The organism is Phaeobacter sp. JH20_29 (assembly GCF_048056175.1).
GTDB lineage: Bacteria > Pseudomonadota > Alphaproteobacteria > Rhodobacterales > Rhodobacteraceae > Phaeobacter > Phaeobacter bryozoorum.
This window is the reverse complement of record NZ_JAYMWO010000016.1, coordinates 49,449-76,286: the sequence shown is the minus strand read 5'-3', so window position 1 is coordinate 76,286 and position 26,838 is coordinate 49,449. Positions and strand designations below refer to the sequence as shown.

22 protein-coding genes and 2 pseudogenes are annotated in these 26,838 nt (G+C 57.5%); 15 read left to right on the top strand and 9 right to left on the bottom strand.

Translation table 11 applies throughout. From position 1 onward, the window contains the following. Together VWZ85_RS14480 and VWZ85_RS14475 are read left to right on the top strand one after the other, a co-directional pair. A pseudogene (locus tag VWZ85_RS14480) lies at nucleotides 1-411 on the top strand (hypothetical protein); the annotation flags it as partial. Continuing rightward, a complete protein-coding gene (locus tag VWZ85_RS14475; RefSeq protein ID WP_416535680.1) occupies nucleotides 408-977 on the top strand; it encodes a contact-dependent growth inhibition system immunity protein in 570 nt (189 codons plus the stop codon). The pseudogene VWZ85_RS14480 and the gene VWZ85_RS14475, both read left to right, overlap by 4 nt. 294 nt (nucleotides 978-1,271) lie before the next feature. Here VWZ85_RS14475 and VWZ85_RS14470 read toward each other — a convergent pair. Continuing rightward, nucleotides 1,272-2,318, bottom strand: a pseudogene (locus tag VWZ85_RS14470) (strawberry notch C-terminal domain-containing protein); the annotation flags it as partial. 434 nt (nucleotides 2,319-2,752) lie between these two features. Between VWZ85_RS14470 and VWZ85_RS14465 the strand changes: the two are divergent. From VWZ85_RS14465 to VWZ85_RS14445, 5 genes are all read left to right on the top strand, one after another. Next, the gene (locus VWZ85_RS14465; RefSeq protein ID WP_416535679.1) at nucleotides 2,753-4,423 is read left to right on the top strand and encodes an ABC transporter substrate-binding protein; all 1,671 of its coding nucleotides are present in this window, start codon (nucleotides 2,753-2,755) and stop codon (nucleotides 4,421-4,423) included. Between the two features lie 73 nt (nucleotides 4,424-4,496). Beyond that, a complete protein-coding gene (locus tag VWZ85_RS14460; RefSeq protein WP_416535678.1) occupies nucleotides 4,497-5,582 on the top strand; it encodes an ABC transporter permease in 1,086 nt (361 codons plus the stop codon). 12 nt (nucleotides 5,583-5,594) lie between these two features. After that, nucleotides 5,595-6,800, top strand: a complete 1,206-nt coding sequence (locus VWZ85_RS14455; protein ID WP_416535677.1) for an ABC transporter permease — start codon at nucleotides 5,595-5,597, stop codon at nucleotides 6,798-6,800. Between the two features lie 11 nt (nucleotides 6,801-6,811). Next, a complete protein-coding gene (locus VWZ85_RS14450; protein ID WP_416535676.1) occupies nucleotides 6,812-8,902 on the top strand; it encodes a dipeptide ABC transporter ATP-binding protein in 2,091 nt (696 codons plus the stop codon). Nucleotides 8,903-8,959: 57 nt separating this feature from the next. Then, complete coding sequence (locus VWZ85_RS14445; protein WP_416535675.1) at nucleotides 8,960-9,763, top strand: type 1 glutamine amidotransferase; 804 nt, start codon at nucleotides 8,960-8,962, stop codon at nucleotides 9,761-9,763. Nucleotides 9,764-9,767: 4 nt separating this feature from the next. On the opposite strand, the gene VWZ85_RS14440 is transcribed toward VWZ85_RS14445, so the two are convergent. From VWZ85_RS14440 to VWZ85_RS14420, 5 genes are all read right to left on the bottom strand, one after another. Then, the gene (locus VWZ85_RS14440; RefSeq protein WP_416535674.1) at nucleotides 9,768-10,772 is read right to left on the bottom strand and encodes a LysR family transcriptional regulator; all 1,005 of its coding nucleotides are present in this window, start codon (nucleotides 10,770-10,772) and stop codon (nucleotides 9,768-9,770) included. 118 nt (nucleotides 10,773-10,890) lie between these two features. Next, a complete protein-coding gene (locus VWZ85_RS14435; protein WP_416535673.1) occupies nucleotides 10,891-11,640 on the bottom strand; it encodes an amino acid ABC transporter ATP-binding protein in 750 nt (249 codons plus the stop codon). Nucleotides 11,641-11,652: 12 nt separating this feature from the next. Next, nucleotides 11,653-12,540: an amino acid ABC transporter permease gene (locus VWZ85_RS14430; protein ID WP_416535672.1), complete on the bottom strand. Its 888-nt coding sequence runs from the start codon at nucleotides 12,538-12,540 to the stop codon at nucleotides 11,653-11,655. After that, nucleotides 12,530-13,285: an amino acid ABC transporter permease gene (locus VWZ85_RS14425; protein WP_416535671.1), complete on the bottom strand. Its 756-nt coding sequence runs from the start codon at nucleotides 13,283-13,285 to the stop codon at nucleotides 12,530-12,532. The genes VWZ85_RS14430 and VWZ85_RS14425 overlap by 11 nt, the downstream gene beginning before the upstream one ends. Before the next feature lie 27 nt (nucleotides 13,286-13,312). Then, a complete protein-coding gene (locus VWZ85_RS14420; RefSeq protein ID WP_416535670.1) occupies nucleotides 13,313-14,146 on the bottom strand; it encodes a transporter substrate-binding domain-containing protein in 834 nt (277 codons plus the stop codon). 169 nt (nucleotides 14,147-14,315) lie between these two features. Here VWZ85_RS14420 and VWZ85_RS14415 point away from each other — a divergent pair, with 169 nt between their 5' ends. Together VWZ85_RS14415 and VWZ85_RS14410 are read left to right on the top strand one after the other, a co-directional pair. Further along, nucleotides 14,316-15,059, top strand: coding sequence for a substrate-binding periplasmic protein (locus VWZ85_RS14415; RefSeq protein ID WP_416535669.1), 744 nt, complete (start codon nucleotides 14,316-14,318; stop codon nucleotides 15,057-15,059). A 194-nt stretch (nucleotides 15,060-15,253) separates the two neighbouring features. Further along, complete coding sequence (locus VWZ85_RS14410; RefSeq protein ID WP_416547867.1) at nucleotides 15,254-17,752, top strand: ATP-binding protein; 2,499 nt, start codon at nucleotides 15,254-15,256, stop codon at nucleotides 17,750-17,752. On the opposite strand, the gene VWZ85_RS14405 is transcribed toward VWZ85_RS14410, so the two are convergent. From VWZ85_RS14405 to VWZ85_RS14395, 3 genes are all read right to left on the bottom strand, one after another. Further along, nucleotides 17,740-18,549, bottom strand: a complete 810-nt coding sequence (locus VWZ85_RS14405; RefSeq protein ID WP_416535667.1) for a response regulator — start codon at nucleotides 18,547-18,549, stop codon at nucleotides 17,740-17,742. The genes VWZ85_RS14410 and VWZ85_RS14405 overlap by 13 nt on opposite strands. 77 nt (nucleotides 18,550-18,626) lie before the next feature. Further along, nucleotides 18,627-19,355, bottom strand: a complete 729-nt coding sequence (locus VWZ85_RS14400; protein WP_416535666.1) for a hypothetical protein — start codon at nucleotides 19,353-19,355, stop codon at nucleotides 18,627-18,629. A 33-nt stretch (nucleotides 19,356-19,388) separates the two neighbouring features. Continuing rightward, entirely contained in the window at nucleotides 19,389-20,342 is a 954-nt protein-coding gene (locus VWZ85_RS14395) for a LysR family transcriptional regulator (protein WP_416535665.1), read from the bottom strand. A 150-nt stretch (nucleotides 20,343-20,492) separates the two neighbouring features. Here VWZ85_RS14395 and VWZ85_RS14390 point away from each other — a divergent pair, with 150 nt between their 5' ends. From VWZ85_RS14390 to VWZ85_RS14365, 6 genes are all read left to right on the top strand, one after another. Then, complete coding sequence (locus tag VWZ85_RS14390) at nucleotides 20,493-21,326, top strand: transporter substrate-binding domain-containing protein (RefSeq protein WP_416558191.1); 834 nt, start codon at nucleotides 20,493-20,495, stop codon at nucleotides 21,324-21,326. Nucleotides 21,327-21,392: 66 nt separating this feature from the next. Next, on the top strand, nucleotides 21,393-22,148 hold the full coding sequence (locus tag VWZ85_RS14385; protein ID WP_416535663.1) for an amino acid ABC transporter permease: 756 nt from the start codon (nucleotides 21,393-21,395) through the stop codon (nucleotides 22,146-22,148). Nucleotides 22,149-22,159: 11 nt separating this feature from the next. Then, nucleotides 22,160-23,023, top strand: coding sequence for an amino acid ABC transporter permease (locus tag VWZ85_RS14380; protein ID WP_416535662.1), 864 nt, complete (start codon nucleotides 22,160-22,162; stop codon nucleotides 23,021-23,023). A 10-nt stretch (nucleotides 23,024-23,033) separates the two neighbouring features. Next, a complete protein-coding gene (locus tag VWZ85_RS14375) occupies nucleotides 23,034-23,792 on the top strand; it encodes an amino acid ABC transporter ATP-binding protein (protein ID WP_416535661.1) in 759 nt (252 codons plus the stop codon). 9 nt (nucleotides 23,793-23,801) lie between these two features. Then, on the top strand, nucleotides 23,802-25,178 hold the full coding sequence (locus VWZ85_RS14370) for an aspartate ammonia-lyase (protein WP_416535660.1): 1,377 nt from the start codon (nucleotides 23,802-23,804) through the stop codon (nucleotides 25,176-25,178). Continuing rightward, nucleotides 25,178-26,623, top strand: coding sequence for an aspartate/glutamate racemase family protein (locus tag VWZ85_RS14365; protein ID WP_416535659.1), 1,446 nt, complete (start codon nucleotides 25,178-25,180; stop codon nucleotides 26,621-26,623). The genes VWZ85_RS14370 and VWZ85_RS14365 overlap by 1 nt, the downstream gene beginning before the upstream one ends. Nucleotides 26,624-26,838 lie beyond the last annotated feature (215 nt).

Sequence of the window (26,838 nt, the reverse complement as noted above, 5' to 3'; positions counted from 1 at the left end):
GGCATCCGCTGGGGAGGTCCGATCAAAGAACAAGGCGGACCATGGGAGGATCATCTTGAACGACTGGGCGATTTGGGAGAGCGTACACCTGACAATTTTAAGACGTTCGACTTCTTCGACGACGATCAAGGCCTTGCCACAAGCGCAAAGACACTGGACACACGCGCGCCGGGATATGTGGACCGGCCCAGCCGTATCTACGGTGCATTGAAGCGATACATTGACCAGATCGACGAATTTGATGGTTCCAATCTCGATGCCTTCCCATTGCGTCCTGACCAAATCGACCTGAAGCGCCTAGAACTTGCCATTCCAAATGACACCACCCCGGAACAGTTTACTCAAATTCAACGCGCGATAGACTATGCTGAGAGTTTGGGGATCGACGTAGAAGTGAGCCGTATCCGATGAGAAAAGTCCTGACCTTTGAAGAACAAAAAGAGAAGCGGCTCGCGGAAGCGGCGGAGCGGAAAAAACGCGCCAAGCCTCCGAAAGAGTCCAAGGACGCAATCATTAATGCGCATCGCGCCTTCACGAAGATTATCTCATTTGCGGTCTATCGGCGGGGGTGCCCCGACCCCAAGGGGTACAATGAATACCTCGGGCCAAACATGAATGCAGAAGACATCGGGCGTGAAGCGCGTGCGGCGCTCATGGCGAGCCGCTTCATAACGCCCGATCACCCGGAATGGGATGCCATCATGCGGTGGCCGACACCGGAGGAAATTAAGGCGCTGAACGAAGCAGAAAAGGCCCGCGCGGGTGTCAAAACCCTGAAATCGCTGTACGACGGCGCAGGGAGCGTGACGCTGACCTTGCAGGACACAAAGATCAGGCTCAAGCCATGGCGCTATCGCGGGCGTTCCAGTTGGGAGGGCGTTCGCGGCCATGAAGATACGGTCTTGCCGGAGGACGTGTCGGACGAAGCGCTTGGCAAGGCCATTCTGAATGCCTTGGACGTCAGTCGTTCTGCTTGAGAAACAAACCGGCAACCGTAATGTTGTGGCGGCTGCTCAGATTGCTTCCGGGTTGAATTGAGTACCGGTTCTGAGCATCGCATTGAGGATTGTGAGCAGTTTTCGGGCGACAGCAATGATTGCCTGTTTCGGCGTCTTTCCCTTCGCCTGCAGCCGCGCGCGGAACGCAATGAAGCGTTCGCAACGGCGGGACGCCTGAAGCGCAGCCAGATACAGCATCGAGCGCAGGTAGGGCCTGCCGCCGCCGATGCTGCGCCCCGGCGTTCTGGCGCCGCTGTCGCGCGCAATTGGCGCCACCGCATCGGCCTCGGCCTGCCAGAGTTGCTCGAACATCGCATCGTCGATTTCTTCCCAGTGCGACTTCGAGAACTCGGTGAGGGCGAGGATTTCGGTCGCCATGGGCCGCAGGAGTTTCACCCTCAGGATCGGCACGCCGTCCTCATCCATGAAGGCCGACGCCTTCACCATCAGGGCGGCGCGTTTGGAGGTCTTGTTCCAGCAGAGCCTCGCACCCTTCGTATTGGCGCAGATGGCTTTGACCCGGGGCAGGGTGAGCGGGTCGTTGCGATCGGTCCGCTCGACGGTCAGGGCGGTCGCCGTCGCCCCCGTCGCCTCATGCTCGAAAATCACCTTACGATCGACAATTTCGAATTTCTCGGCCTTGAGCGTCTCAAGGCCCACATCGAGCGTGCCTGCCTGGCGCGCATCTTCGATGATCGCCGAAAGAAACCCACCGAAAGCCTCGAAGATCGCGTCCTGCATGTCGATGCGGAGCGCGAGACAGCGGTTCAGGAACTGCTGGATCGGCGGCAGGTTTTCTTTCATGGTGCCATCCGCCTCGTCGAGCGTCAGCCCGGTCATCTCCTGAAAGCGGGCATAGGAGCAGGCGTCGATCTTGCCGGCACGCAGCTTGTAGAAGAACTGCCGCAGCGCCGCGCGTGCGTAGGGGCTTTCGAGATTGTCCTCGGCGCGAAACATGTTCTGCCCGCCAGTCTCGCGTTGGCCTTTCGTGATCGCCCCGAGCGTGTCGAGACGCCGCGCGATTGTGGAGAGAAACCGCTTCTCGCCTTTCACATTGGTCGCCACCGGCCGAAAGAGCGGCGGCTGCGATTGGTTGGTCCGATTGGTGCGCCCCAGCCCCTGGATCGCATTGTCGGCCTTCCAGCCGGGCTCCAGGAGGTAATGCACCCGGAGGCGCTGGTTCTTTGCCCCAAGATCAGCGTGATAGCTGCGCCCGGTGCCTCCCGCATCGGAGAAGATCAGGATGCGCTTGGCATCATCCATGAAGGCTCGGGTTTCTCCGAGGTTGGAGGAGGCAGGGCGGTTCTCGACCTTGAGCCGAGAGGCTGTGACCAACGGCAGTTTTGAGCTGGTTCAGAATGCTGCACGGGCGAAGCGCGGCATCCAGTTCAAGTCCGGTGTAGGCACGTACGAAAACCTCGCAGTGCTACGCTGTGCCTGGCTACCAAAATTTAATATTCGCAGCAGGGTACAGTTCTTCTCCACCCGGTATAGTGGAGCGGAAACCCTCATCCTTCAGGTGTAAACGGCTCTGGATGACGCCTCTGCCTCAACTTCCCAGCATTCAAATTCTCAATGTCATTCATCAGCGGCAACAATGAAGCTGCCTGTGCTGGCTTGGAAGATCGAGTGCCGCCACAGTTAGGCAGTTCTGAAGAAATGCCAAATTTCCATGTGCTGGGAGGCTAGGTCTGGAGGAAATGGTAGCTGGGGGTTCTCCCCTTTCTTCAGCGAATGCTCAACGGGAGGAAGACATGAGCCCCAACAATCAAACTGGTGAACGAACCGGCAAGCCATTGCCAGAACATGTTCTGAAAGCCGCTGGCCATGCACGTCGAGGCGGTGACATGGACCGGAGGGAGTTTCTGGCACTGGCCAGCGTGTTCGGCGCAACCGCAGCAACCGCCTATGGCATGCTGGGCATGGCTGCACCGGCACAGGCAGCCACGCCCAAACGCGGCGGAACCTTGCGGCTTGAAGTAGGCGTGCATGCGTTGAAGGACACCCGTACGATGGATTTCGCGGCGATGTCGATGGTCGCCTCCAATTGGCTGGAATATCTGGTCGAATACAACAACGACGGAACTTTCAAGCCGCGGCTGCTGGAAAGCTGGGAAGTCAACAGCGACGCCACCGAGTATACGCTGAAAATCCGCAAGGGAGCGACGTGGAACAATGGTGATCCGTTCACCGCGCAAGACGTCGCCCGCAATATCGAACGCTGGTGCGACGCTGAGGTCGAGGGCAACTCGATGGCGTCGCGCATGAATTCCCTGGTCGACCCGGAAACCAAGAAAGCGGCAGCCGGAGCTATCACTGTCGTCGATGGTGAAACCGTCAAGTTGAAATGCCGTTCTTCTGACATCACGATCATTCCCGGCTTGGCAGATTACCCCGCCCTGGTAGTGCATGAAAGCTATACGCCGGAAACAATGCTGACCAACCCGGTTGGGACCGGTCCTTACAAACCGGTCGAGTTTCAGGTTGGCGTCCGCGCAGCTGTGGAACGCAACACGGATCATACCTGGTGGGGCGAAGGTACCGGTGCCTGGCTCGACCGGATTGAATTCCTCGACTACGGCACCGACGCCTCTGCGGTTCTTTCTGCTGTTGAGGCGGATGAGATTGACGTGACCTACAACACGTCGGGCGAGTATCTGGAACTAATCGAAGCGTTGGGCTGGCAAACATCCGAAATCGCAACGGGCTCTACGGTTGTTATCCGCGCCAACCAGCAGGCCGAGGTGAACGGGCAGAAACCTTATGCTGACGTCCGGGTCCGCAAAGCACTGCAGAAGGCAGTCGACAATAACGTTGTGCTGGAACTTGGGTTCAACAACAACGGCAAGGTTGCACAGAACCATCATGTTGCGCCGGTGCATCCGGAATACGCCAACATTGGCGACCCAGTGCATGATCCGGCGGGCGCCAAAGCCTTGATGGACGAGGCTGGCATGGCCGATTTTGAGCATGAACTGATCTCGATTGATGGCGGCTTCCGCAGAGACACTGCTGATGTTGTTGCCATTCAGCTCCGTGACGCCGGGATCAAGGTGAAGCGCACCATCATGCCGGGTTCCACCTTCTGGAACGACTGGACGAAATATCCGTTCAGCATCACTGATTGGAACCACCGCCCGCTGGGGGTGCAACTCTACGGCATCTGCTACCGCAGCGGTCAGAAATGGAATGAATCCGGCTTTGCCAATGCTGAGTTCGATGCGCTCCTCGATCAAGCAGTCGCAGTAGCTGATCCGGCAAAACGCAGCGAGATCACGGCAAAGATGGAACAGATCATGGTGGATGAGGCCGTGATCATCCAGCCCTATTGGCGCTCCCTTTTCCGTCAGTCGCGTGAAGGCGTCCTGAACGCCGAGCCGCATATTTCCTTCCTGCCTCAGCTGTACAAGTGGGGCTGGGCCTAAACCCTAGCGTTTAGGCACGGCAGGCTGCGGACCTGTGCTCCCCCCGTGGCCTGCCTGAACACTCGGAGTTACCATGCGACACTTCATTCTGCGGCGGTTCGGCGTCATGGTTTTGACGGCGGCTTGCCTGACCTTTGTGGTCTTCTTCCTGACCAATCTAATGCCCAATCTTGAGAAGCTGGCCAAGACTGAGGCCAATGCCCGTATGAGCGACGCCGAAGTCCTCTCATGGCTGGCAGACCGCGGCTATACACAGGACATCTTTTCCAAGTACGGAGAATGGCTTGGGGTCATCCCATCCGCACGGCTGACCGATGCGGACGGAGATATGCACACCCGCTGTTCGAGGCCAGTGCGTCCTGCGGAAGCGGCTCCGCAGTACTGCGGCGTGCTTCAGGGGGAGTTCGGCTTCTCCACGGTATTCAAGGAAGAGGTCAGCACCGTCATCGCCAAACGGCTAGGCACCACCGGTTATCTGATGCTTGCGGTGCTCTGTGTCATGGTGCCGCTATCTCTGCTAATCGGAGTTCTGGCCGGCATGCACGAAGGTTCTTGGGCCGACCGGCTGCTCTCCACGTTCTCGATCATTACCACCTCCACCCCGGAGTATGTATCTGCGGTGGTGCTGATATCCTTTTTCGCTTCGAAAAATGCCGGGATTTCACCGCTCCTGGCAGACTGGGGCCTGATTGACGGCCCAACCCTGTTCAAAGCCTCTGCCGCCACGGCGATGAAGGGCATCACCTTTGCCAACTTCACCCTGCCTGTCCTGGCGCTGACATTCTACGGTATGGGCTACATCGCCCGGATGACCCGCGCCTCGATGACCGAGGTGATGACCGCGCAGTACATCCGCACCGCCCGCCTGAAAGGGGTGAGCTTCCGTTCGATTGTGCTGAAACACGCGCTCAGGAATGCAATGATTACCCCTTTTACCGTGATCATGCTGCAAATTCCCTGGCTGCTGACCGGTGTTGTGATCGTGGAAACGATCTTCAATTACAAGGGTTTCGGCTGGGCGCTGGTTCAGGCCGCAGGCAACAATGACATCGAACTGCTGATGGGCATTTCTGTAGTTGCGGTAATCGTGGTGCTGCTGACCCAGCTCATCTCCGACATCGGCTATGTCTTCCTCAACCCGCGCATCCGCGTCAACTAAGGATCCGGGACCATGACTGATCTCACAACTCCCGAACTTCTCTTGCAGCTGAGCCTGCGTTTTCTGCCCGTCTGGGCCTGCATGGCAGTTATCCTGACCGGATCCATTGCCACACGCCGCAAAACCGGCCTCTATGGCCAGATCTTTGACAGCCCTATTGGAGTCGCTGGTTTCTCCCTGGTGCTGTTCTGGGTTCTGACTGCACTCTTTGCAAATCAGATAATCACGCACGACCCCTATGGCCAGTTCTCCGGCATGAAAAACGCTCTGCCTGGCAGCGCCATTCCCGGGGCGGATGAAGATACCTATAGCTGGTATCTGCTGGGCGGTGACAATCTGGCGCGGGACGTGTTCTCGCGGATGGTTTCCGGCAGCCGCATCGTGCTGACCGTCTCCCCCATTGCGACAGTCTTTGCGTTCCTGGTGGGGATCACTCTGGGCCTGCCCGCTGGCTACTATGGCGGCCGCATGGACACGGCCCTGACCTTTGCGGCCAACCTGATTATCGCATTCCCGGTCATCCTGCTGTTCTACCTGCTGGTAACACCGGAAATCCGCGCAGGTGGCCCTGCCATCAGCTTTGGTGCCGGGCATGTCTGGCAGGCATCTGTTCCCAATGTTCTGGCGGCAATCGTCTTCATCTTCCCGATGATCTTCTTCTGCCTGTTCTGGCACTCCCGTTTCTATGTGCGCCCTGTTCTGCGCAACGTGCTGGTCGGCACCACGCTGGGCATTGGCGCCTGGGTTTATCTTGGAACTGCCTTTGACTATGACCCCACGGGAATTTTCCTGATCGAGCCTGGGCTCAAGAACATCTTCGCCATCATCGCGGTGGTTGGTGCGCCGGCCAAGTTTCGTATCGTGCGCGGACAGGTTCTGGACATCAAGACGCGTGATTTTGTTGCAGCTGCCCAGACCCGCGGCGAGCGTCCCTGGTACATCATGCTCTGGGAAATCCTGCCCAACGCGCGCGGGCCGCTGATCGTCGATTTCTGCCTGCGCATCGGTTACACCGCGATCCTATTGGGAGCCTTGGGTTTCTTTGGTCTCGGCCTGACCCCGGAAAGCCCGGACTGGGGCACTACCATCAACGAAGGCCGGAAGTTCCTGGCGCTGTATGCTCATCCCGCTTTGGCGCCTGCCTTGGCCCTCATGAGCCTTGTTCTGGGCCTGAATCTGCTGGGGGACACCCTGCGCGAAGAATCCCTGAAAGACTGATGGAGGCGGATATGAACAAACTGGCAGATTACGACGGCCCGATCCTCGAGATTAACAAGCTGTCGATCTCCTTCTTCACCCGCCTGCGCGAAATTCCCGCGGTGATGGATTTCTCGGTCACTGTGCAGCCCGGCGAGGCCGTTGGCCTGGTGGGGGAGTCCGGCTGCGGCAAATCCACCGTGGCGCTTGGCGTCATGCAGGACCTTGGCAAGAATGGCCGCATCGTCGGCGGCACCATCAAGTTCAAGGGCCGCGATCTGGCGGAGATGAGCGCGGAAGAACTGCGCGACATCCGCGGCAATGAAATCGCGATGATCTATCAGGAGCCAATGGCCTCGCTCAATCCGGCGATGCGGATCGGCAAGCAACTGATGGAAGTGCCGATGATCCACGAGGGCGTCAGCGAAAAGGAAGCCTACGCCCGCGCGCTGGAAGTGGTCACCGACGTGCGCCTGCCCGACCCGGAGCGGATGCTGAACTCCTTCCCGCACCAGCTGTCGGGCGGCCAGCAGCAGCGGATCGTGATTGCGATGGCGCTGATGTCCAAGCCGTCGCTTCTGATCCTGGACGAGCCCACCACCGCGCTCGACGTGACGGTAGAGGCCGCGGTGGTTGAGCTGGTCAAGGACCTGGGCAAGAAATACGGCACCTCGATGCTGTTCATCAGCCACAACCTCGGCCTGGTTCTGGAAACCTGCGACCGGCTTTGCGTCATGTATTCCGGCGAGGCGGTCGAGCGCGGCTCGATCCACGACGTGTTTGACGAGATGCAGCACCCCTACACCCAGGCGCTGTTCCGCTCGATCCCGCTGCCCGGTGCCGACAAGAACGCGCGCCCGCTGGTGGCGATCCCCGGCAACTTCCCGCTGCCCCATGAACGCCCGCCGGGCTGCAACTTCGGCCCGCGCTGCGATTATTTCGAGGAAGGCCGCTGCGATCAGGACATGGTGATCCCGATGTCGCCTGTGCACGGCAATGACCGGCATGAAACCCGCTGCCTCAAGTTCCAGGAGATCGACTGGAACGCCCCGATCACCGTGGGCGAGCAGAAGGAAAAGACCGCGCCCGGCAAGGTCGTCCTCAAGATGGACAACCTCAAGAAATACTACGAGGTGGCCGCCAACGCCCTGTTCGGCGGCGGCGAGAAGAAGGTGGTCAAGGCCAACGAGACCCTCAGTTTCGAGGCGCGCGAATCCGAGACCCTCGCCATCGTCGGCGAATCCGGCTGCGGCAAGTCCACCTTTGCCAAGGTGCTGATGGGGCTGGAAACAGCGACCGAGGGCCAGATCCTGCTCGACAACCGGAACATCGAACAGGTGCCGATCGAGGAGCGCGACACCAAAACCGTCTCCGACGTGCAGATGGTGTTCCAGAACCCGTTTGACACGCTGAACCCCTCGATGACCGTCGGCCGCCAGATCATTCGGGCGCTGGAAATCTTCGGCATCGGCAATTCCGAAGCAGAACGGCGCAAGCGGATGCTGGAGCTTCTTGATCTGGTGAAACTGCCCCGCGCCTTTGCCGAGCGGATGCCGCGGCAGCTGTCAGGCGGCCAGAAGCAGCGCGTCGGCATCGCCCGCGCCTTTGCCGGCGGCGCGCGCATCGTGGTGGCGGATGAACCCGTCTCGGCGCTGGATGTGTCAGTGCAGGCCGCTGTCACAGACCTCCTGATGGAGATTCAGCGCAAGGAGAAGACGACGCTCCTGTTCATCTCCCACGACCTCAGCATCGTGCGCTATCTCTCCGACCGGGTGATGGTGATGTATCTCGGCCATGTGGTGGAGCTGGGCACCACCGACCAGGTGTTTGCACCGCCCTACCACCCCTATACCGAGGCGCTGCTCAGCGCGGTGCCGATCGCCGACACGTCCGTGGAGAAAGAGCACATCGTTCTGGAGGGCGACATCCCCTCGGCGATGAACCCGCCGCCGGGCTGCCCGTTCCAGACCCGCTGCCGCTGGAAATCCGAAGTGCCGAGCGGTTTGTGCGAGAAGGACGTCCCGCCGGTGCGCACATTGGACGGCGGCCACCAGATCAAATGCCACCTCAGCGACGATGTGCTGGAGCGCATGAAGCCGGTGATTAAGGTCGCAGCCGAGTAAGGCAAACCGCGCAAGAAGCGCTCAGAAGCAAACCGATTCAATTGACCAAGGAAGAACATGACCGAAATTCTGATTGTAGAATCCAGTTCCCCCAATCTTGCCAGCAGCCGACGTCAGCAAGGACGGGCCGCGCCGCAAAACTTTGCCCGGGTGTTCTCAGCAGTCATACCAGGTATTAAAATCCGTGTCGCCGAGCCCTACAAGACCGAGATGACACGCGCAGATTTTGAAGGCTTGGACGGCATCGTCATGACTGGGGCCGGCGACGAGTGGCCAGCAGACGACGAATTGGCCCGCCCTATTCGGGCAGCATGCGACCTTGCTTTCGAAACCGGGCGCCCTGTGCTTGGTGTGTGCTACGGTCTGCAGATCGGCACTGTCTGCCTGGGCGGCGAAATCGCCGCCTGCCCAAAGGGCAAAGAAACCGGGCTTGCTTTGAATGTTGAACTAACGGAAGAAGGCGTGAAACACCCGATGATGGAGGGCCGCCGGTCAGGTTTCAGTGTTGCTTGTGCTCACCGTGACGAAGTCACCCGCATTCCCGACGGCGGTGACTGCCTGGCCTTCAACGCGCATAGCGCTGTCCAGGCAATGGCAGTGCGCCAAAGCGGTGCAGACTTCTGGGGGCTGCAATACCATCCTGAAATTTCACCCTCGATCGTGGCCAATGCGATCCGTGAGAACGGCAGCCTGTTTTTCAACACCGGTGTTGCTGTCGAGGATTTGCTGATGGTTGAAAGCGATCTGGAAACCGCAAATCGGCTGGGCTGTTCGGTCGATGATTTTGAAATCAGTACCCGGACCCGGGAACTGAGAAATTGGATTCAGTATGTTTCAGGCCAGGAAGCGCTATCGGTTTGACCACTTAGCCGTCTGGCAGCGGCGTATCCGGGTCAGAAAAGATATCCGGGTTCGCCAGTCTCAAGTAACTTGCGGCCTCAGGCGACATTGTTTGCCAGGGGCCGTCCACCAGCTCTTTGAACACCTTGACCAGCCGTTGGTTCACGTCTTGGGACAGCTCCTGCATTTCTTCAGTGCGGCTAAGGAGCATCAGCGTGCGGCATGCTTCCGGCGGCGCAGGGAAAATCGAGAGATCACGTAAAGCTGCAGGTGTCTGATAAAGACATAGGACAGAAGTTACGGCCCAGCCATAACCGACCTGAACAAAGCGCAGCAGGCTCTGGCTTGAATCAAAGCTGAAGGCAGGCTCGGTATCCGCTCCCAATTGCCGTGCAATCCTGGCCGCGCGCACTCCGAACTTTGTGGTCGGCGCATAGGCGATCTGAGGGTCGGTGACGACAAAGTCTTCCGGCCGCTTGCGGGGCAGCGAGGCGGGGTAGACCAGGACATAAGGATCTATGAAGATTTTGGCCGGGTTCACATAGCCAAGCGTGTCATAGGGCGGGGTGTCGACCATAAGATCGAAGCTGCGCCCCAATAGCGCGTCATCCGCCCACGGAGAGATCCCTGCACTCAACTCCACCGACGCTGCAAGAGAGGTCGCGACTGAAAGGAATTCAGCCCCCATTGTGCAGGACATGCTGTCCGGCATAGCAATCCTCAGCTTCTTGCGGCTGACATTCGGTGTCGAGCGTACGTGTTCGACCAGTCTCACCAAATCCTGCAACTGGCTGGGCAATCCTTCCGCAAGGCGCTTTCCTGCCCGGGTCAGCCGGATCGGCCGGGTGTTCCGCTCCATCAGCAAAACACCCAGAGCTGCTTCGAGCCGCTGCAGTTGCTGGGAAAGCGCGGGTTGAGATAAGTCGCATTTTGCGGCCGCTTCGGTGAGACTGGCTGAACCGGCAATGACACAGAAATTCCGCAGGAGCGAAAAATCCGGAAGCTGGTCCGAGGGTTTGCTGCGGCTCATCTGTCTACCCCGTGAATGATCATCCTTGCTGAAGCACCGGCAACGGTTTCTGAAACACGCTCCTCAAAGGATCTCAGAACAGAGCAGGCCAGTCCGGCCATTCTGTGCCATGCAGCAGTTATAGGATCTGGCTCAGAAACTCTCTAGTACGCGGATCTTTGGCGTTGTCAAAGAACGTTTCAGGCGAGCCGTGTTCGACGATCACCCCTTTATCGGTGAAATAGATGTGGTCAGCCACTTCACGGGCAAACCCCATTTCATGCGTTACCAGGATGCAGGTCATCCCATCCGCGGCCAGATCCTTAATAGTAACCAGCACTTCCTTCACGGTTTCCGGGTCCAGCGCTGCGGTCACCTCGTCAAACAGCATCACATCCGGACGCATCGCCAGACTGCGCGCGATGGCAACCCGCTGCTGCTGGCCACCCGACAGCTCGCCCGGATAACTGTGTTCCTTGCCTTCCAAGCGCACCTTTTTCAGCAATGCACGCGCGCGTTCCTCAACTTTGATCTTGTCTTCCTTCAGCACTTTTACCGGTGCCATCATTACGTTTTCCAACGCGGTTTTGTGGGGGAACAGATTGTATTGCTGAAACACCATGCCGACTTTTTTACGCAGCTGCAGCCGGTCGAGCTGTGCGTCATGCACTTCCTGGCCTTCAACAGTTATGGAACCGCCCTGAATGTCGTTCAGGGCATTGATGCAGCGGATCAGCGTCGACTTGCCGGACCCGGACGGGCCGATGATGCAGATCACCTCTCCTTTCATGATGTCCATGCTGACACCTTTGAGGACTTCAATTTGCCCAAAGGATTTGCGCACATCCCGGATGGAGATTATCGGCTGATCAGATGTCCAAGTATTCATCGTCCGGACCTTTCAGAGTTTGACGGCATAGCGCTTTTCCAGCGCGATTGTGATGCGGGCGATCGGGTAGCAATAGGCAAAGAACAGAACCAGCGCGTACCCGAAGAACGGCACCAGAAGCTCAGGCCGGTTGTTTTCGGCCTCCATTGCCTGGCGCGAAAAGGTGATGATTTCACCGACACCCAGCAGCGAGCACAACGGGGTTGCCATTGTCAAAATGGCGTACCAGTTCATCCAGGGCGGGATCATCCGCTTGAAGCATTGCGGCAGGATGATCTGCCAAAGAGTCTGTGTTCTTGAGAAGGACAGCGCTTCGGCCGCTTCCCATTGTGCCGACGGTACAGACATGACAGCTCCGCGCACAATTTCGGAGATGTTCGCCATGATCGGAAGGGACAATCCGATGACGGCCTTCATCCAGGCTGGGACGGGGATCACCAGGCCGAAGATTTCGATCTCAAACGGAAAGGCCAGCAGCACGATGAACAGGATCACCAGCCAGGGGGCATTGCGGAACAGCTGGGTGACGCCCCAGCTCAGCCGCCGCAGCCAAAGGCGCTGCGAAATCTGCCCCAGCCCCAGCGCGGCCCCGGCAAAGGTTCCGATCAGCATCGAAAAGACCGAAATCACGATGTTGAACACAAAGCCCTGCAATGTCAGGAAAGGTATCCAGCGCCACAATGCGGCAAAGGCATCCCCCATGGTGTAGCTTGCGGACTGGGCGTAGGCGCAGGCAGGCCAGGCCACCAGCAGCACCAGTATGAATTGCGGCGGAATGTTCCCCAGCCACCGGACCAGGAACATCTCGTCATAGGTGCCGCCTGTCAGAGTATAGGGTTTCAAAACCGGCAGATCAGTGCGAGCCGGGCCGGTGATGCCCGGAAGGTTGTTACTGGCCATAGCCCGGTATCCTCATCTTGCGTTCCCAGGAGTTCATGCCAAAGACCAGCACTCCAACGAGGCCCAGATAGACAACGAAAAGAAGCAGCATTGTCGGGTTTTGTGCTGATGGAAAATCGTTCCAGACAGAAACGCTTTCATATAGCAGCTCGGGCACGGCGATGGCGAAAGCCTGGGTGGTGGTCTTCACCAGATTCACAAGGTTGTTGTTCAATGCAGGAATCGAAACCCGCAATGCCAGAGGGAAGACCACATTGGTGAAGGTCTGTGTCCGGCTCATCCCCAGCGCTTCCGCAGCTTCACGGGTTGAATGCGGTACAGCTTCGATCCCGGCGCGGAAGATTTCAACGTTGAATGCTCCCGCAAAAAACGACAGCGAAATGATAGCCCAGCCCGCAGCTGAGATAACTGGAACTTCGGTCCAGCCGTCAGGGCCGGTCACTACAGGGGTAAACTGGCCCAATGCGAAGTAGAAAAACAGCAGTTGCACAAGCGGAGGTGTATTTCGGAAGAACTGGATGTAACCCTGAACACCCGCACGCAGGATACGGTTGCTTGCCCCTTGCAGCCAGGCTCCTGCTATGCCGATCAGCAGTGAGAGCAGCACACAGGCAAAGCTGAGCTTCACCGTCATCCACAGGCCGGACAATATCCGACCGGCCTGTTTCTCGTCATAAAGCCAGATGAAATTCCAGCGTGGGAAATCCTCGGCAAGCTGCACAAAAAAAGCTTCGAAACCTGTCATGCCGACGGTCTCCCCTATGGCTAATGCTTATTCTGCGACCGGGTCCGCCAGCTTGGCGTTCAGATCCTGCAGGTAGGCCGTCGGTTTGATGCCCCATTTGGCTTCCCACTCGATCAGGCTGCCATCCTGGTGCCAACCATACTGCATACCGGTCATAAACCGGCCAAAGACACAGCTATCTTCGCCCTTTGGAACCGCCAGGCCCCAAGGGCTGTCATCCTCGGATGCCAGCGGCATTTCGAAGTCTTCCCACTCGCCAGAAGCGATTGCCGAGCCGATGGAGGAATCGTCATAGACAAATGCAACGCACTTCTTGTCACGCAGTGCCTGGCGAGCCTCAGCAGAACCTCCAAAGGCCACGATTTGAGCGCCATATTTGTCTTCAACGATCTGATTGTAGAACGCGCCTTGCACACCACAGACGGGTTTGCCGCTCAGTTCACCCCAGGATGTGAACCCCAATGCCTTCGGGGCCAGGATGTTCGTACCGGACGTATAGTAGTTCGGGCCGACGATGCCGACGATTTCGCGGCGGTCGGCGCGGTCGGTCATGGTGGCAATCATCAGATCAATCTGACCCTGCTCCAGAAACTGCATCCGGTTCGAAGCGACAACTGGGGTCAGTTCCAGTTCAACGCCAAGTGTCTCAGCAACATCCTGAGCCATGTCGATTTCCATGCCGACAATCGACCCGTCGGTGTCCCGGAAACCCCAGGGCTTGTAGTCTGCCTTGACGCCGACAACGATCTTGCCGCGCTCCTGAATACGGTTCCAAGTGTCATTGGTGCATTCCGCGGCAGCGGATGCGATCGGTGCCAGAACAAAGCTGGCCAGGGCTGTGGTGGCAATCAAGTGTTTCATGTTTCTCTCCCTTTCTCGTCTGCCGGATGGTTTACAGCCAGGAACTGTTCAGCGTGAGAGACGAAAAAGTTCCCCTGTCACCGGAACTTTTTTGACAGGCTGCCTGCTTGCCTGACCTATGCGCGCACGGATACTCTGGCACTGGCGCGTAACCAGCGGTGGATGACTGATGAACCGGCTCTTGCAGATCGTGACGGCTATCTGCCTACTTGGCATCATGATGCACCCTGTCCGGGCAGAAACCTGGGTGGTCGGATCCATGGAAGGCTTTGCGCCCTTCAACTACTCAATCGAAGGCGAGTATTCGGGCATTGACGTGCAGATCCTGAATGAGGCTGCAGAACGGATCGGGGTTAGGCTGGACCACAGGCCGTTGCCTTGGAAGCGCGCCTTGCTGGATTTCGAGACCGGCCAGCTTGATGCCGTCTTTCAGCTGGCGCCGACGCCTGAGCGTTTTCAGAAATGGAACATGGTCGGCCCCCTGCGCCGGACGCGTACAGTTTTTGTGACTTTGAAAGATTCCCCGATCCAGGATGTCCATACGCTTTCGGACCTGGACGGCCTGGTTGTAGGTGTGGTTTCAGGCTTCACATACGAGGCGCGCTTTGACCATTACCAGCCGCTGCAACGCGAAGCCTCGCTGGATGATTTCACTAATCTTCGCAAGCTGCTTCTCGGCCGTTCTGATCTGATTGTCGGCGGCTACGAGACACTGCATTATGTGGCCAGCGAACTGAATGCGCTGGACAAGTTGAAGTTTCTGCCGACCCCTTTGGCGGAGCACGCCCGCTATATCGGCTTTCACCGCTCTCCAAAAGGCGATGATATGGCCCGCCGCCTACAGATCGAACTGGAAAGGATGCAGGCCAATCATATCCCACCTGAATACCTGCGCTATTACTTCTCGCGATGAGGCTAAAGCTAAAACCCGCAGGCATCACACGTAAAATCGCGCTCGCTGCTGCATTGCTAGGGGTTTTGTCCGGACTGTTACTGGGGCTGTATACCCTATTGGCGGAACATTCCCTCAGAATTGGTGCAGCCCGCCTAAATGCCGACCGTATCATTCGGGCGACACTGCCACAGATTGCCGGGGCGTATTGGGAGGTGGACGTTCCCGCTGTCCGTGCCATTTTGAACGGCCTGCTTGAAGATCCGGTGATCCTGAGCGCACGTATTGACGACCCGCTTCTGACCGACGCGCAGCGCGACAGCAGCGGCTTGATCGACCTGTCCGTATCGCGACAGCCATCGCCTACGCCGCCGTGGCTGAGCATCCTGTTTCAGCCCACTAGCCAACCGGAGAAACCTGCCTACATATTGACCAACCCGCGGGACGGCAGTGAGATCGGTCGGCTGGCACTTGAACTTTCTTTCCGTCCTGTCGAAAAGGATATGGTTGCCCGCAGCTATGTCGTGCTTGGCTCAAGCATTCTGCAGACGCTATTAGTGACCGCGGTCATTTTTCTGATTGTGCAGTTGATTGTTATTCGCCCACTTGCGCGGCTACAGGCGGCTGCCCTCAGGGTGCGGGATGGGCACTCGTTCCGGCTGAAGGGGCGCGACCAACGAATGTTCGATGTAAGAAGGCAGGACGAGATTTCCCGTCTGGCCCGTGCATTCCGGCGCACGGTGACTGAACTTGAGGCCAGCCGTGATAATCTTCAGGAGCTTGTGGACGAACGTACCCGCGAACTGCTGGTCGCGCGCAACGAAGCAGTTGAAGCCTCCCAGGCAAAATCAATCTTTCTTGCCAACATGAGCCATGAGCTGCGTACACCGCTCAATGCGATTATCGGATTGTCCGGCATTCTTCTGCGGGAAGGTCAAGGCAACATCGGTACGCGCAACCTGACTGATCTGAGGGCCGCCGCCGCGCAGCTGTCGGAGAACATCGACAGCATTTTGGACCTTTCCAAGATCGAGGCCGGGGAACTGGTGCTGGAGCAGGTCTGGTTCCGTCTTGATGATCTTCTGGACGACGTGCTGCTACAGACAAGAGCGCTGATGGCCGGCAAACCAGTACGGCTGACCTGGGACTACGCCCCGGATCTGCCGGAAGAGGTTTGTGCGGACTCTCTGCGTCTGCGGCAGATTATGGTCAACTTTGCCTCCAACGCGGTGAAATTCACCAAAGAGGGCGAGATCCGCCTGCTTGCTGCATATCATGAGGGCGCTCTGCGCCTGGGCGTGAGAGACACCGGGATTGGGATCTCCCCGGACCAGATTGAAGGCATTTTCAAGGCTTTTGGGCAAGCCGACAGTTCAACCACCCGCCAATACGGGGGGACCGGGCTTGGCCTGTCTATTGCCCAAAGGCTTGCGGACAAGATGCACGGTAAGCTTCTGGTAGATAGTGAGCCTGGCAGGGGGGCTGAGTTTGCGATCCTTCTGCACCTGCCAGCCCGGTCCGCGCCCCGGCAAAGCAAAACTGCGGATCTGATCAAGGTTGAGGGCACGAAGGGACCGGTCCGGCAGCTTCAGATAATGGCAAACCGGGCGGCGGCAATCATCACCGGTCCAATACCGCCGGTCACGGTCACCGTCACAGCGGCCCATGCAACATTTATTATGCAATCTTCGGGCAGCATGATAAGCAAACGTCTTGCTTTCCCAATCACCCATAGGGAACTGGCTGCAGTTATTTCGGAATTGCAAACCGGCGGTAACCCAAAACCGCCAAAGGACGACATTCTTGCAGGCCTGGATGTGCTGGTCGTGGAGGACAACCCAGTCAACCTGGCTGTCTTTGTTTCGCTGGTGGAAGCACTTGGTGCCACGGTGCGCACAGCGACGAACGGTATCGAGGCAATGGAACAAGCCGCAGAGACGATGCCGGACGTGATCCTGATGGATCTGCATATGCCCGTGATGGACGGGTACCGCGCTCTGGAAAACCTTCGGAGCAGGTATCAGGCAAGCTTGGCGCCTGTGGTCGCCGCAACGGCCAACGCCACCCAGGAAGAAGCCGAGCGCTGCACAACTACCGGCTTTGCCGGGTTTATCCCTAAGCCGATCGACCCCTCGCAGTTACGCAGCCTTCTGGCCGGCCTTTGCGGCAGCAATCAGTTGCTAGGAATTGATCAGGAAAAGGGGCTGTTTTATGCAGGCGGCAACCGGCAGCACTATGAAGCTTCCCTGCGCCGGTTTCATGCCGGTTTGCGTGAATGGTCCGCAGGTCTGGCGGCCCTGACTGACAGGCCGGAAGGCCCGGTCAAGGCCAATCTCCTTCATGTCATCAAAGGGACGGCCGGCACGGTGGGGGCCGACAGGCTGGCGGAACTTGCGGCGGGCGCTGAAAAGGGCAGCACTTCTATCAAAACAGTGGAACAAGCCATGTCCCAGCTGCTTGAGCAGTTCGACGCCCGCAGCCCTCTTTCTGCAGATGAATTGCCGTTCACCCCGGACAGGTTGGAGAGGATTAGGGCACTTATCAGCAAGCGTGACATTCAGGCCATTGAAGAAGTACAGAATACGGGATCAGGGGAACTTCCGGAAACTGCCAAGGCGAAACTTCAAAGCCTTAAGACGGCTTTGAAAGTGCTGGACTTCGAAACGGCTGATCAAATTGTAGAACAGCTAGCGGGCTCTCTTCACGAGGACTGAAACTGTCCGATGTCTGAACACATCCGGGCCAGTAACTGCTCAGCTTTCCCGAGCCGGTCTGCCCGCCGTGCCAGCAGTTTTTCCAAGGCCGTTTTTGCCTGGCGGAGTTCAATATGGCTGCGGATCCGGGCACGCAGAACAGCGGGCACAATCGGCCGGGTGATAAAATCGCAGGCGCCCATTTCCAGGCCTTTGGTTTCATCCATCGGATCATCAAGACTGGTCAGGAATATCACCGGTACATCAGCAAGGCTTGCCGTGGATTTGATTTGCCGGCACACCTCGTAGCCATCCATATCCGGCATCCGGATATCCAGCAGGACCAGGTCTGCCAGCTCCCCCGCGAGAAAAGACAGGGCTGCTTTGCCGGAGGTTTGCGGAATAATCCGGTAAGCGTCCCTTAGCAGGCCGTGCAGGTGGTGAATATTTTGCGGTGTGTCATCAACTACAAGGATCGACGGCAGATCCTCTTCATCTCCCGAAGGTGCCGCGCTATCCAATTCAGGAACATTGCTGACCTCTCCTGCCAGTTCTTTCGCCGCAACTGCAATGGCGGTAAGATTGGGTGACACTGTTGCAAAGAAATGTGCTCCGGCCGCTCCCATGAGCGCCCGGTTTGCGTCCCTCTCAAACAGAGAAATTCCAAGATGGCTCTCCAGTGTCCGGATCTGCCGGCTGACAGCCTCTCGGGAGACATTCAACTCTTCCGCCGCAGCGGTAAAGCTGCCAAGGCGGGCAGCAGCTTCAAACGCAAGCAGAGAAGTCAGAGGCGGCAAATGGCGTTTGAGTTGTTTCATGCTTTGCGTTCCGGAATGCTACGCATCTTGGACCGGAGGTTACGGCCGCTGTTTCATTTGTTACCGTGTAAGACTGGTCATTGAACAGGTGTTGCAGAAATATCCTGCCTGTTGATGCTATCAATTGGCAGCTCAGCCACGCTCACAAAGATCTTGCTCGCGGTGGTTGAACAAACTGCAAGTGATGTGAGCAAGACCGATCTCAGTTCCCTACCCAGAGGAAAAAATAAGAGTCGAAAAAGTGAAAGACTGGTGCGAGTGTGGGCTTTCCACGGGCATAAAATCAATGGCTTATTGATGTCTAGATGGCAAAACCTTTCCTTCTTCGTGTCTCCAACATCCCTGCTCGCGCCTCCTGTTCCGCCAATGGCGAAGCCTTCCCTGATTTTCTCTTCGGAAGACCTCGTGTCTTCCGGAGGGTAAAGCAGGGCGAACGACTGGCTTCCACGCCGTGCAGCGGCGCTGAAAATGATGCAGTCGCGGCAATTCTGCTGCTGTGAGCGCGCGCAGCACGAATTTAACACTTCCGCTGTGGGCTCTCCTGACACCTTCGCTGCGATCTGCACCAAGGGCCGGTCTGGGGTGGATCGACTTTCGCTGCGTGTCCCGTGAACTAGCAGTGAGCCGGACTCAACCGACATAGAGTTTTTCGTCTTCGCTGACGCAGCATCGTTTTGCGCGCGCGGCACACTCTTCGCTGCGTTGCAGCCGGTGTCGCCAGAGCGGCCATTGAAAGCCTGCTCGAGGTGTTTACGTAATTCTGACAATTCGCCCCGTGCCGGAAACGATCTTTGCCAAGTGGACAAGATGGATTTGCGTCTCCTCTGCCACGCCGCTTGTCAGCGCGTGCTGGACATGTATGACCAGAACCGCTCGACGTCGCTCCGGCTACGCTCCATTGATCGATAAAGGTGGATTGAAATCGGGTTTTCGCTACTGTCATCACTGATTTTGATCAGTCGGCCTTCATTAAGTTCACGTTCGGCGGCGGCCATTGGTAGCCATGCCACGCCCATGCCCTCAAGGCTGGCTGCTTTGAGGGCTTCGCAGACAGAATTCTCATATTGAAAGACGCAACTCTCTTTGAGACCCGTTCGTTCGAGAATGAGATTTGTCATTTTCCCCAAAAAGCTGTCGCGGGTATAAGACAGCAGCGGAAAGGGCTCTTCACTGTCCAGTCTGAATCGGGCAGAGCCATCAGGCTCGGCGACGCTGACGGCCACCATCAGGTCCTCGGCGATTTTCATAGAAGGGTATCTGGCGTCATCAGCGATCATCGGAACGGTTGGGTGATGGTAACAGAGCATGAAATCACTGGACCCAGATAGGATCGCCTCAACACAACCAGAGAAGTTTTCGGCAACCACACGAGATTTTATCGGCCCCAAGGTCTTGCCAATGTTAGTGATCCACCCAGGGAAATAAGAGATGGCCAATGTATGAAGCGCAACAAAATCGAGCACTTCGCCTTCCCGACGCACCAACCCTTTGGCCTCGGCCCGGGCCGTCGAAAGCGTATTGATCATTTCATGGGCGACCGGCCGAAAGGCCTTGCCCGCCTGAGTCAACACAACAGGATGCACACTGCGATCAAACAGAGGAGTACCGATCCAATACTCTAGGTTCTTGATTCGACGTGTAAAAGCAGACTGGCTGATGTTTCTCGCATCTGCCGCCTTTGCAAAAACGCCCGCTGCACTGAGTGCCAGAAAATCTTCGAGCCAATCGATTTCCATCGTTTCACCTACTTTACCATGTTGCGCAAAGCCTAACCCATCTTGTGCAGAAAGCATGTTGCAAATTTTGCAATTGCGTTGCGCTCTTTGTCATGGCGTTGCAGGGCGCGCCCGCTCAACATGACTTCAGATCACGGATCGTACGACTTGCAACCGTGGCAACCACGCCGGCACCGCTTTTGCCGCTAAGCAACATGGAGAGTATCAATGACGAAATTTTTGGGCGGCTTTGCTCTTGCCGCGACCCTGATGACCACCACCGCTGCCTTCGCGCAGGAACAATCCAACGCAACCTGGAACAAGATCATGGAGCGCGGCGTCATTGTTGTAGGCGTCAAGGCTGATACACGTCCTTGGGGCTTTCGCGATGAGAATGGCAACATCATCGGAATGGAAGCCGATATGGCACAACAAGTTGCCGACACTCTGGGGGTTGATCTGGAGCTGGTCGCGGTAGAATCCTCTAACCGGATGCAGTTCCTGGAAGGCGGCCGCATCGATCTGATGATCGCCACCATGTCCGACCGGGCGGATCGTCGGGAAATCGTCGGCATTGTGGGGCCGAATTACTACTCCTCCGGTACCAACGTCATGACGCCCAAAGCGCTTGGCGTGACCGCTTGGTCAGACCTTGCCGACAAACCCGTCTGCGGAAAGCAGGGGGCGTTCTACAACCAGATCGTCGAAGAACGCCACGGAGCCAACGTCATTGCATTTGGCAGCAACGCCGAAGCGCTTCAGGCCCTGCGCAACAAGAAGTGCATTGCCTGGGTTTACGACGACAGTTCCATCGCAGCTGATCTCGCCTCTGGTCAATATGACGACTTCGAGATGCCGCTGGTGTCCGAGGACAACAACCCATGGGCGCTCGCTGTTCCAATCGCTGAGCGTGACGGCATCTTTGGCCGCTTCATGTCGGGCATGCAGTACAACTGGCATCAGTCAGGCGAGTTGATTGCGCTCGAGGAAAAATGGGGCATTCAGTCAACCGCCTATCTGCAGGAGCAAAACGAGCATTTTGCTGACTGGCTCGCTGAATAGACCTTAACCCCGCACCTCACGCCATATTCTCCCGTGGCGTGAGGTGTCTGCATGCAGGTGGCTTAAATGCTTGACGCCTTTACAGAATTCTTCCGCCAGCTTGCGGCGGATTATCCGCGTTGGAACTTCATCTTCTTCTATCAGGAAGTGCAGGCCGGAAAAATCTGGCTTGGGATCAAATACACAATCTTCCTGTCGATTGCCTGCCTGATCTTCAGCGTCGTCATTGGCGTCGTCGGCGCATGGCTTCAGGGGTCCAAGCTGCGAGTGCTGCGCGCCGTTGTGCAAGGCTATATCCAGCTGTTCCGCAATACGCCGCCCTTCGTGCAACTGTTGTTTTTCTACTTTGCCCTTGGGCAACTGACCCCAACTTATTCGCCTGACGGATGGCTGGAAGTTCCGATCATCTCAAACGTGGGCTGGGCGATCATTTCGCTGTCGTTTTTCGCCGGGGCGTTCAACGTTGAAATCTTCCGGTCCGGCATCGAAGCCGTGCCGGAATCGACTATCGAAGCCGCCGACTCTCTTGGCATGTCGCGCCTGCAAATCTATCGCTATGTGGTCTTACCACTTGCTTTTCGCGTCAGCCTGCCGGCCTTGAACAACAATCTCGTAAACCTGATCAAGACCACCACGCAGGCCTTCGCCATCGCGGTGCCGGAGTTGCTATATCAGGCTGTCACCATCTGGAATGACTACCCGTCGGCCCAATACCCCGCAATGTTGCTGCTGTTTGTCGTCTATGTCGGCCTTGTTGGCATCATGGTCTTTGGCATGAACCGTTGGGAACGCAAGCTGCGCATTCCCGGCTATGGCAACTAAGGATATCCAAGATGACACAATCCACTCCATTCGCCGTTCTCAAACCGATGCCTCATCGCGATGCGATGCAATATGACGTGATGACACCAGTGCGCTGTCTTGGCGCAATTCCGGCTTGGATACCGTTCGCATTCTTTGCGCTGGCACTGATCTGGCCTACCATTGCCGCTGCGCAATCGGGCGAGGCCGTGCGCCCATTCAGCGCATTGTGGCGATGGGCGCCATTCCTGATCACCAAGGGCTTCTTCTTCAACATCCTGATCTCGTTCCTTTGCCTTTTGATCGGCACCTTCGTCGGTGTCCTGCTGGGGCTGGGGCAAATCTCGCTGCTGCGCCCGGTCCGCACGCTATGCTGGTTCATCACTCAGCTGTTTCGCAACTCGCCATGGTTGGTGATCCTATTCATCGTGATGCTAGCGCTGCCCTTTGAAATCACGGTCTTTGGAACGCCCTATTTCGTGCCGGGCTGGATCAAGGCCGTGATCGGGCTGTCCTTGCCGATCATGGCGAACATCTCTGAAATCGTGCGCGGCGCGATTGGATCAGTGCCAAACACGCAGTGGGAAGCGGCCGAGTCCCTGGCCTTTACCAGAGGGCAGACCTTGTGGCGGATCATACTGCCGCAATGTTTCAAGCGGATGATCCCGCCCTGGATGAACTGGTATGCGATCCTGACCATGGCCACACCACTAGTGTCAATCCTAGGGGTGGAAGAGGTTGTGAACCTGACCCGCCAGGCCATCGTCGCCGAGAACAACCGCCCTGAACTGCTGATGCCGTTCTATGGCTTCGTGCTGATCTTATTCTTTGCCTATTGCTATCCGATTGCGCGGCTGACGCTGCGGCTGGAACGCAAATTCGCCGTCAAGCTGTGAGGACATCAAAATGACCGCAACCGATACATGGACCACCGAACAACCCATCGTTTCCATCCGCAATGTCCGCAAATCCTTTGGCGCGCTGGAGGTGCTCAAGGGCATCGACATGGACATCATGAAAGGCGAAGTGATCTGCATCATTGGCCCGTCCGGATCGGGTAAATCCACCTTGATCCGCTGCATCAATGCGTTGAACGATATTCAGGAAGGGTCGATCAAGGTCGAAGGGATGGAAGTGCACCGCCCCGACCTCGACAAGCTGGAACTGCGCAAGAAGATCGGGATGGTCTTTCAGCAATACAACCTGTTCCCGCACAAGACCGCGCTGGAAAACATCATGATGGCCCCGGTTCTGGTGATGAAGGAAAACAAGGCAGAGGTCGAAGAACGCGCCCGCGCCCTGTTGAAGAAAGTGCGCCTTGAGGGCAAGGAAAACGCCTATCCCGGTGAATTGTCCGGTGGACAGCAGCAACGCGTCGCCATCGCGCGCTCTCTCGCCATGCAGCCGGATGTGATGCTCTTTGATGAGGTGACCGCAGCCCTTGACCCCGAAACGGTCAAAGAGGTGCTCGTGACCATAAAGGAACTCGCCGCCGAAGGCATGACCTGCATTCTTGTGACTCACGAAATGGGTTTCGCGCGAGAAGTGGCTGACCACATCTATTTCACAGATCGCGGTGTGATTGTGGAACATGGATCGCCCGAAACCTTCTTTGACAATGCTCAGGACGAACGCACCAAGCTTTTCCTCAGCCAAATTTTGTAGAGGCCTTCAATGACCAAAATGGCAGACCTGCCCCGGACCGAGACCGATAGTCTTGGCACGGTCCAAATCCCTGCGGGCGCGGCCTGGGGCAGCCAGACCCAACGCGCCATCGAGAATTTTCCCATCACAGGGGTCGTTATCAACCATTATCCGGAAGTCGTCGTCGCCCTCGCGCAGGTCAAGGCGGCCTGCGCATATACCAATGCAGAGTTGGGTGTTCTGCCATCTGAAAAGGCGCAAGCGATTGCTGAGTTATGTGGCGAGATAATCGACGGTCAGCATCACGAACACTTTGCCGTCGATCTGATGCAGGGCGGGGCGGGAACCTCGACCAACATGAATGCCAACGAGGTCATCGCCAATATTGCACTGGCGCGCATGGGGCGGCCCTTTGGCGACTACGCGGCACTTCATCCAAACGATGACGTCAACCGCTCGCAATCCACCAATGACGTCTATCCCACCGCAATTCGGCTCGCCACGCTGGCGAAAACCGAACCCCTCATCACGGCCATGACGGAACTGGTGCAAGCTTTCCGCGCCAAGGCTGGAGAATTCAGCGATGTAGTCAAGGTTGGCCGAACCCAATTGCAGGATGCGGTCCCCATGTCGCTTGGGGACGAGTTTCGCGGTTTTGCCACAACCATTGCCGAAGACATCGACCGGATCGCGGACTTGGCGAACTTGCTGACAGAGGTCAATCTTGGCGGCACCGCGATCGGCACGCGGATCAACGCGCCTGAAGGCTATGCGGAACGCGCGGTTGCGCATCTGAGCGAGATTTCAGGGCGCGATCTGATCCCCGCGTCCGATTTGATCGAGGCGTCGTCCGACCTTGGGGCCTTTGTGATGTTCTCCAGCGCGCTGAAACGCGTCGCGATCAAACTGTCCAAGATCAGCAATGACCTGCGCCTGCTTGGAAGCGGGCCTAGGGCCGGAATTGGAGAGATCATCCTGCCCGCCGTGCAGGCTGGGTCGTCGATCATGCCGGGCAAGGTCAATCCGGTGATCCCCGAAGTTGTCAATCAGATCTGCTTTCAGGCGATTGGCAACGATCTGGTGGTCACCATGGCCGCTGAAGCGGGCCAATTGCAGCTCAACGCCATGGAGCCCGTGATCTTTTACAAGATCATGGAAACCATGACGACACTGACCAACGGCATGCACGTTCTCACTGAGCGCTGTGTCAAAGGTATCGAGGCGGACCGGGCCCGCTGCGCTGAACTATTGAACGGCAGTCTGGTCCTGGCCACCACATTGGTGCCGCTCATCGGGTATGAAGCGGCGACAAAGCTGGCGAAGTATGCACAGGCCGAGGGGTTGACCCTACGGGACGCTGGTGCCGCTCAAGGCGTGGCAAGCGCCCTGTTTGACGAGATCGCCTGATGGCACGGCCCGGTTTGAAACTCGGAATCGTTGGCGGCCTGGGCGCACGCGCAGGTGCCGATATTCTGAACCAGCTGGTGCGCCTGACCCCGGTGAAATCCGAGGGCGATCACCGGGAAATTTCGTTCGAACAAAAGCCGCTTGTTGAAGCCCTTTCCGTAGCCAGCCCCGACTATGCGCCGGTGCACCGCAAGTTCTATGTCTTTGACGCGCTCAGTCGGATGGAAAAGTCCCGGTGCGACGCCGCGATGCTGCCCTGCTTTATCACCCATACCTTTCTGGAAGAACTGCGCGCGGAATTGGGTCTGAAGCTGATTTCCATGACCGACGCTATCTGGGCGTATCTTGATCAGCACCATGGCGCCGCAAAGCGGGTGGGCGTTCTGACAACGCCCTTTGTACGCAATGACGGGTTGTTTGACCGCCTGCTTGGGCCGAGCAGAACTGCTATTTTTCCCTCGCCCGGCACCGAAGATGCCATGATCAAGGCAATCTATGGCCCTGCGGGATTCAAGGCCGGTGGGCCGGTTGAGGCAATCGCAACTGTGATCCGTACCGCCATCGAAAGTCTGGAGGATCAGGGTGCCGAAGTCATCGTACCCGGGATGACCGAGATTCCTCTCATTCTGGCGGATATTCCGACGGATCGCACGCCCACGATCCTGCCCATCAACGAGATCTATGCCCGCTTCGCACTCCAGGAAACCGGTCAGGTCTCGCTGAAACCCTTCAAGATTGGTGTGTTGGGCGGTGTTGGCCCGGCCGCGACCGCTGACTTCATGACCAAGATCGTGAACACAACCCAGGCTGCGAAAGATCAGGACCATATCAAGGTGATCGTTGAGCAGAACCCACAGATTCCTGACCGTACCGACAACCTTGTCGGAGACGGCCTCGACCCGACGCTCGCGCTTTATGCAACGGCCAAAAAACTGGAGCGCGGTGGCGCAGATATCATCGCAATTCCCTGCAATACTGCCCATGCCTATGTTGACCGATTGCAAAGGCATCTGGATATTCCAATCGTGAACATGCTCACGGAAACGGTTGATCATATTGCGAAGATTTCCCCAGCGGTGCGAACCGTTGGTATTCTGGCCACATCGGGCACCATCGCCAGTGGACTGTACCAGGATGCGCTCAAGGCCGCAGGCATCCTGGCTGTTGTCCCCGACAAGGGCGAACAGGACCGGGTGATGGACGCGATTTATGGCCCATTTGGGGTCAAGGCAGGCCATACCTTTGGCCTATGTGCAGAACACATCACTGCGGTGGTGCAATCGCTCAGGGCGCAGTCCGCCGAAGCGATCATTCTTGGATGCACGGAACTCCCCTTGATAAAACTCAGCGAAGAACTGACCCGTTCAACACGCGTCATTGACCCGACGCAAGTTCTTGCAAGCAAATGCATCAGCACGTCCATCGCAATGCTGGGCGCGCGCTGATTGCGGATCGCCCGCGACGTGTGAGCGAACCAACTCGTTTTCGCGGCGTTTCGTCTGAACGACAGAATTCTCCGCTGCATGGTAGCAAAGAAAACCATGCACATGCCGCATTTCCAGCGCTGCGAGCGCGTGCAGCAAGTTTCAACACTTCTGCTATGGGCTCAGTACCGAACAACGCCGCAAAGGGGACAGACACCCGCTTTGGAATGGCGAAC